Origin of the sequence: Nocardia farcinica, assembly GCF_029867845.1 — a bacterium.
GTDB lineage: Bacteria > Actinomycetota > Actinomycetes > Mycobacteriales > Mycobacteriaceae > Nocardia > Nocardia farcinica_A.
In genome coordinates, this window is sequence record NZ_JARWRU010000898.1 from 1 (window position 1) to 5251 (window position 5251).

A 5251-nucleotide genomic window follows, 5' to 3' on the forward strand; every position below is an offset into this window, starting at 1 on the left:
CGTCCGACCTGCCCGGGCGGGCGGCGGCCCTCGGCGTGGTAGAGGATGGTCGGCGTGGAAGCCGCCCGAGCACAAGAGTCGTTCTCCTTCACCGTCAAGACCCGTCTGGACGGCGGGCGCGCCGGACGCACCGGTGTCATCGACACCCCGCACGGGCAGATCGCCACGCCCGCCTTCGTGCCCGTCGGCACCAAGGCGACGGTCAAGTCGGTGCTGCCGGAAACCATGCGCTAGCACGGCGCGCAGGCGTTGCTGGCCAACGCCTACCACCTGTATCTCCAGCCGGGGCCCGACATCGTGGACGAGGCGGGCGGGCTCGGCCGGTTCATGAACTGGCCGGGGCCCACCTTCACCGACAGCGGCGGCTTCCAGGTGATGTCGCTGGGCGTCGGGTTCAAGAAGGTGCTGGCCATGGAGGCGGTCGGCGTCGCGAACGACGACGTGATCGCCAAGGGCAAGGAGCGCCTGGCCACCGTGGACGACGACGGCGTGACCTTCCGCAGCCATCTCGACGGCTCGAAGCACCGGTTCACCCCCGAGGTGTCGATGGGCATCCAGCATCAGCTCGGCGCCGACATCATGTTCGCCTTCGACGAGCTGACCACCCTGCTCAACACCCGTGGCTACCAGGAGAAATCGCTGCGACGCACGCACGAGTGGGCGCAGCGCTGCATCGACGAGCACGAGCGGCTGACCGCGGCGCGCAGTCATCGCCCGTACCAGGCGCTGTTCGCGGTGATCCAGGGCGCGCAGTACGAGGACCTGCGCCGCAAGGCCTGCCGCGATCTGGAGGCCATCCGCGGCGCCGAGGGCGGCGAGTTCGACGGCTACGGCATCGGCGGCGCGCTGGAGAAGCACAATCTCGGCGCCATCGTCGGCTGGTGCTGCCAGGAGCTGCCCGAGCACAAGCCGCGCCACATGCTGGGCATCAGCGAGCCGGAGGACATGTTCGCCGCCATCGAGAACGGCGCGGACACCTTCGACTGCGTCAATCCCTCCCGGGTGGCGCGCAATGCCGCGATCTACCGCGAGGACGGCCGGTTCAACATCAACACCAGCCGCTTCCGCCGCGACTTCACCCCGATCGACGACGAGTGCGACTGCTACACCTGCGGGCACTACACCCGCGCCTACATCCACCACCTGTTCAAGGCCAAGGAGATGCTGGCCGCCACGCTGTGCACGATCCACAACGAGCGCTTCACCATCCGCATGGTGGACCGGATCAGGGACAGCATCGACGGCGGTTACTTCGACGCGTTCAAGGAGGAGTCGCTGGCGAAGTGGCGGGGCGGGCGCTGACCCGCCCCGCGAGCCGGGGGTGCGAGCGGCTCAGGCGTGCAGGGGGTCGGCGGTGACGGGCGCGTAGTTCGGTTCGCGCTGTTTGAGGATCGCGATCACGCGATAGGTCACCGGCATGAACACGATCTCGCACAGCGTCTTCCACAGGAAGCCGACGATCACGAAGTTCACGAACTGCCCCGCGGTCTCGATGCCGATCGCGCCCGCGGCGATGGAGCAGAAGATCAGGGTGTCGGCGAGTTCACCGACCACGGTGGAGCCGATCAGCCGCGCCCACAGGTGTTTTTCCTTGGTGCGTTCCTTGATGAGCACCAGCACCGCGGAATTGAGCAGCTGGCCCACCAGATAGCCCGCGAGCCCGGCCAGCACCAGGCGCGGCACCGGGGCGATGACGCTGCGCAGCGCGCCCTGGTTGTCGTAGAAGCCCGCGGCGGGCAGCGCCAGCACCACCGCGAAGCACAGCACGGTCAGCACCAGCGCGGCGAACCCGCAGTAGATGGCGCGGCGGGTGGCGCGAAAGCCGTAGACCTCGCTGAGCACGTCGCCGAGGATGTAGGCCAGCGGGAAGAGGAAGAAGGCGCCGTCGGTGACGATCGGCAGGATCTGCAACGGGCCGAGCGAGAGCGATCGGTCGCCGAAGAACTCGACGCCCTTGGTGGCGCAGATGTTGGAGATGACGAGCGTCGCGGTGAAGAGCGCGACGATCTGGGGGTAGTAGCCCCGCGCCACCTGCGCGTATGCCGCATGAACGGGCGCGGGGCGTCCAGACCCGTCGGGCCGGGGCAGCTGCTGGGAATCCTGTTCGGAATGACTCACGCGGACCATCCTCGCAGGTGTGGAATACGCTGTATCCATGACGAATCCCGGCGATTCCGACGAATGGTGGAAACAGTACAGCGGTGAAGGCGTTTCGCCGGATTCGGGCGGCTCGACGCCGCAGTACCCGCAGCAGCCACCGGCCTACGGTGCCCAGCCCTCGGCGCAGCCGCCGCAGGGGCAGTACCCGCCGTCGGGCCCGTCGCTGTACAAGTCGTCGGATTCGTCGGCTCCGTCCTATCCGCAGCAGTCCCAGCCCAGTTATCCCCAGCAACCGCAGCCGGGCTACGGCCAGCAGCCGGGCTACCCGCAGCAGCCGGGCTACGGCCAGTCCTACCCGCAGGGTTACCCCCAGGGCGGCGGCTACCAGCCCTACGGCGTCCAGCCGTCGAACGGGATCAACGGCTGGGCGCTGGCCTCGCTCATCACCTCGCTGGTCGGCCTGGTCACCTGCTGCACGGTGATCCTGCCCGCGACGGGCCTCGTCTTCGGTCTGGTCGCCCTGAACCAGATGAAGTCCACCGGCGACGAGAACGGCAAGGGCATGGCGCAGGCGGGCCTGTGGATCGGCGTGGCCGGTGTCGCGTTCAACCTGCTGTACTGGGGCCTGGCCTTCGCTGGGGCCATCTCGTCGAGCTTCACGACCTACTGATCGCGCCGTCCGGCGGATGCCCGACGGCCGTCACACACGAAACCTGATCACACACGAAAAAGGCGCTCCCGCAGCGGGTGCGCCTTTTTAGTGTGGGCCGGGAGCCCGGATCAGGCCTTGACGACCTGGGTGCCGCCGGCGAACTTGTCGTGCCAGCCCTGCTTGTTCGGGTCCTGCTCGATGGTGATCGCGATGTAGATCACCAGGCCGATGGAGATCAGCCAGCCGAGGCAGGGGATCAGGCTGGCGGCGTAGAACAGATTGCGCTTGAAGGAGGTGGCCGGGTCGAGGGCCGCCGCGCCGCCGGGCGCGACCACGCGCAGCCCGAGCAGCTTCTTACCGAGCGTCTGCCCGTTCTGGGAGACCTCCATGCCCACGAAGTAGCCGATGACCGCGGCGGTGGAGATGATGCCCGACAGGGTCTGGCCGATGAAGCTGTTCGGCATGACGAACGCCAGCACGATCGCGACCGGGATGCCGACGATCAGGTTGTCGATGATGCGGGCGGCCAGGCGCGGCCACAGCTCACCGGGGACGACGCCGAACTGGCCGTAGGGCTGCTGACCGTACTGCTGCTGACCGTAGTCGGGCTGGCCGTAGGGCTGCTGCTGACCATAGGGCTGCTGACCGTACTGGGGCTGCTGACCGTACTGCGGCTGGCCGTACTGCGGCTCACCGTAGGGCTGCTGACCATAGGGCTGCTGACCGTAGGGCTGCCCGCCCTGGGGATTCTGGTTGGGGTCGTACCCACCGCTCGTCATCGCTACGTCCTAGTCGTCGATCGGGTGAACCGTAGTCCGGTCATTTCGTACGTTACGGACTCTCGCAGCACCGTAACAACCCATCGTCGGTGAAGATCGAGGGTTTGCGGGGAAGGATAGCCGGATCGAAACGCGCCAGGGTGTCCGCCGCGCTGGCCGGCGGGAAGCCCAGCGAGGCGATCAACCGGGCCGTGACCTCCTCCGCCGAGACGCCGAGGCGCAGCTGATCGGCCAGCGTCACCGAGCCGTCGCGCTTGGCCAGCCGCTGTCCGTGCTCGTTGAGCACCAGCGGCACGTGCGCGTAGCGCGGCGCCGGAAGGCCGAGCAGGCGCGCCAGATACGCCTGGCGCGGGGTGGAGGGCAGCAGGTCGTCGCCGCGCACCACCTGGTCGATGCCCTGTTCGGCGTCGTCGACCACCACGGCCAGGTTGTAGGCGGGCACGCCGTCGGCCCGGCGCAGCACCACGTCGTCGACCTGGCCGGTGTAGCGGCCGTGCAGTTCGTCGTCGATGGTGAACTCGTGTACCCGCGCGCGCAACCGCAGTGCGGGCGAACGGCCTTCGGCGCGCCGGGCCGCCCGCTGGGCCTCGGTGAGATCGCGGCAGGTGCCCGGGTAGGCGCCCATCGGGCCGTGTGGCGCGCTGGCCGCCTGCTGGATCTCCCGCCGCGTGCAGAAGCACTCGTAGGTGCGACCCTGTTCGCTCAGCCGGTCGATCGCGGCCTGGTAGCGCGCGATCCGCTCCGACTGGCACACCACCGGGCCGTCCCAGTCCAGGCCGATGGCGGCCAGATCGGCGAGCTGGCGCTCCCGTGCGCCGGGACGCACCCGGTCCAGATCCTCCACGCGCAGCAGGAAGCGCCGCCCGGTGGACCGGGCGAAAAGCCAGGCCAGCAGGGCGGTGCGCAGATTGCCCAGGTGCAGATCGCCGGACGGGCTCGGCGCGTAGCGGCCCGCGCCCGCGGATTCAGATGTCGGCACGCCAGTCATGGTAGGGGCGGGGTTCGCCGCAGTGCGGTCACCAGGTCGGCGTCGGTCAGCGGCTCGCCGCGTTCCAGCGCCGCCAGCAGCCGCCGCGCGTGCGCGATGATGCCGGGGCCGTCGATCCCGTGGGGCAGGTCCGTCGCGGGTGCGTCCTCGGGCGGCCCCGCTGTGATCCGCTCCGCATCCCCTGGCGATCTGTCCGCGGCGGGGGAGTCCGCCGAGCTATTTCCTCGCTGATGGCTCTCCAGCCGTCCGATCGCGCGGGTGAGCAGGGTGCGAGCGCCCTTCGGATTGCCGCGCTGGATGTGTGTGATACCCACCGCGTATTGCGCGAGACCCTGCCACAGCATCTTTTCAGCGAACGGCCCGTTCTTCCATGCCGCTTCCAAAACCTCGTGTGCGTTGAACGCAAGACCGTCGTTCAAAAGTTGCTGGGCGAAGGTCAAGGTTTGCTGGGGCGGCAGATTCAGGTCGTCTGGAATTCGTGGAACGCCGACGCTTCCGATCGGAAGCGGCCGGCCGAGGCGGTCGCGGGGTCGGGGATTTAGTGCGCGACCTGCCGCGTAGCGGTGGCGGTAGCACAAAACCCACAATAAACCCCGCCCGCGCCGGAGGTGGCGTCGATGGCGATCAGGGCGTGCTCCGAGCCCGCGGGGCGCTGCACCGGGATGGACACGCCGGTGGAGGTCTCGTTGTGGGCCCAGCCGATGAGATCGGCGGCGGGATCGGCGACCGGCA

5 protein-coding genes and 2 pseudogenes are annotated in these 5251 nt (G+C 68.9%); 2 read left to right on the plus strand and 5 right to left on the minus strand.

All coding sequences use genetic code 11. The features are described 5' to 3' along the window. Positions 1 to 45 precede the first annotated feature (45 nt). Positions 46 to 1302, plus strand: a pseudogene (gene tgt / locus QH283_RS19775) (tRNA guanosine(34) transglycosylase Tgt). 30 nt (positions 1303 to 1332) lie between these two features. Here the strand turns inward: tgt and QH283_RS19780 are convergent. Further along, complete coding sequence (locus QH283_RS19780; RefSeq protein WP_280504477.1) at positions 1333 to 2127, minus strand: queuosine precursor transporter; 795 nt, start codon at positions 2125 to 2127, stop codon at positions 1333 to 1335. A 28-nt stretch (positions 2128 to 2155) separates the two neighbouring features. Between QH283_RS19780 and QH283_RS19785 the strand changes: the two genes are divergently transcribed. Continuing rightward, positions 2156 to 2770 (plus strand): DUF4190 domain-containing protein, encoded by a 615-nt coding sequence (locus QH283_RS19785; protein ID WP_280504478.1) that lies wholly within the window; start codon positions 2156 to 2158, stop codon positions 2768 to 2770. Between the two features lie 110 nt (positions 2771 to 2880). On the opposite strand, the gene QH283_RS19790 is transcribed toward QH283_RS19785, so the two are convergent. The 4 genes and pseudogenes from QH283_RS19790 to QH283_RS19805 all read right to left on the minus strand — a co-directional run. Continuing rightward, positions 2881 to 3531: an RDD family protein gene (locus QH283_RS19790; RefSeq protein WP_280504479.1), complete on the minus strand. Its 651-nt coding sequence runs from the start codon at positions 3529 to 3531 to the stop codon at positions 2881 to 2883. 52 nt (positions 3532 to 3583) lie between these two features. Further along, a complete protein-coding gene (gluQRS, locus tag QH283_RS19795) occupies positions 3584 to 4519 on the minus strand; it encodes a tRNA glutamyl-Q(34) synthetase GluQRS (protein WP_280504480.1) in 936 nt (311 codons plus the stop codon). Beyond that, the gene (locus QH283_RS19800) at positions 4516 to 5097 is read right to left on the minus strand and encodes a DUF309 domain-containing protein (RefSeq protein ID WP_280504481.1); all 582 of its coding nucleotides are present in this window, start codon (positions 5095 to 5097) and stop codon (positions 4516 to 4518) included. Before QH283_RS19800 ends, gluQRS begins: the two co-directional genes overlap by 4 nt. An 11-nt stretch (positions 5098 to 5108) precedes the next feature. Next, positions 5109 to 5251 (minus strand): annotated as a pseudogene (locus tag QH283_RS19805) (phosphoserine transaminase); the annotation flags it as partial.

Coding starts and splice junctions, on each gene's coding strand:
- QH283_RS19780 (WP_280504477.1), bottom strand. CDS start 2,127: ATGGTCCGCGTGAGTCATTCCGAACAGGATTCCCAGCAGCTGCCCCGG.
- QH283_RS19785 (WP_280504478.1), top strand. CDS start 2,156: ATGACGAATCCCGGCGATTCCGACGAATGGTGGAAACAGTACAGCGGT.
- QH283_RS19790 (WP_280504479.1), bottom strand. CDS start 3,531: ATGACGAGCGGTGGGTACGACCCCAACCAGAATCCCCAGGGCGGGCAG.
- gluQRS (WP_280504480.1), bottom strand. CDS start 4,519: ATGACTGGCGTGCCGACATCTGAATCCGCGGGCGCGGGCCGCTACGCG.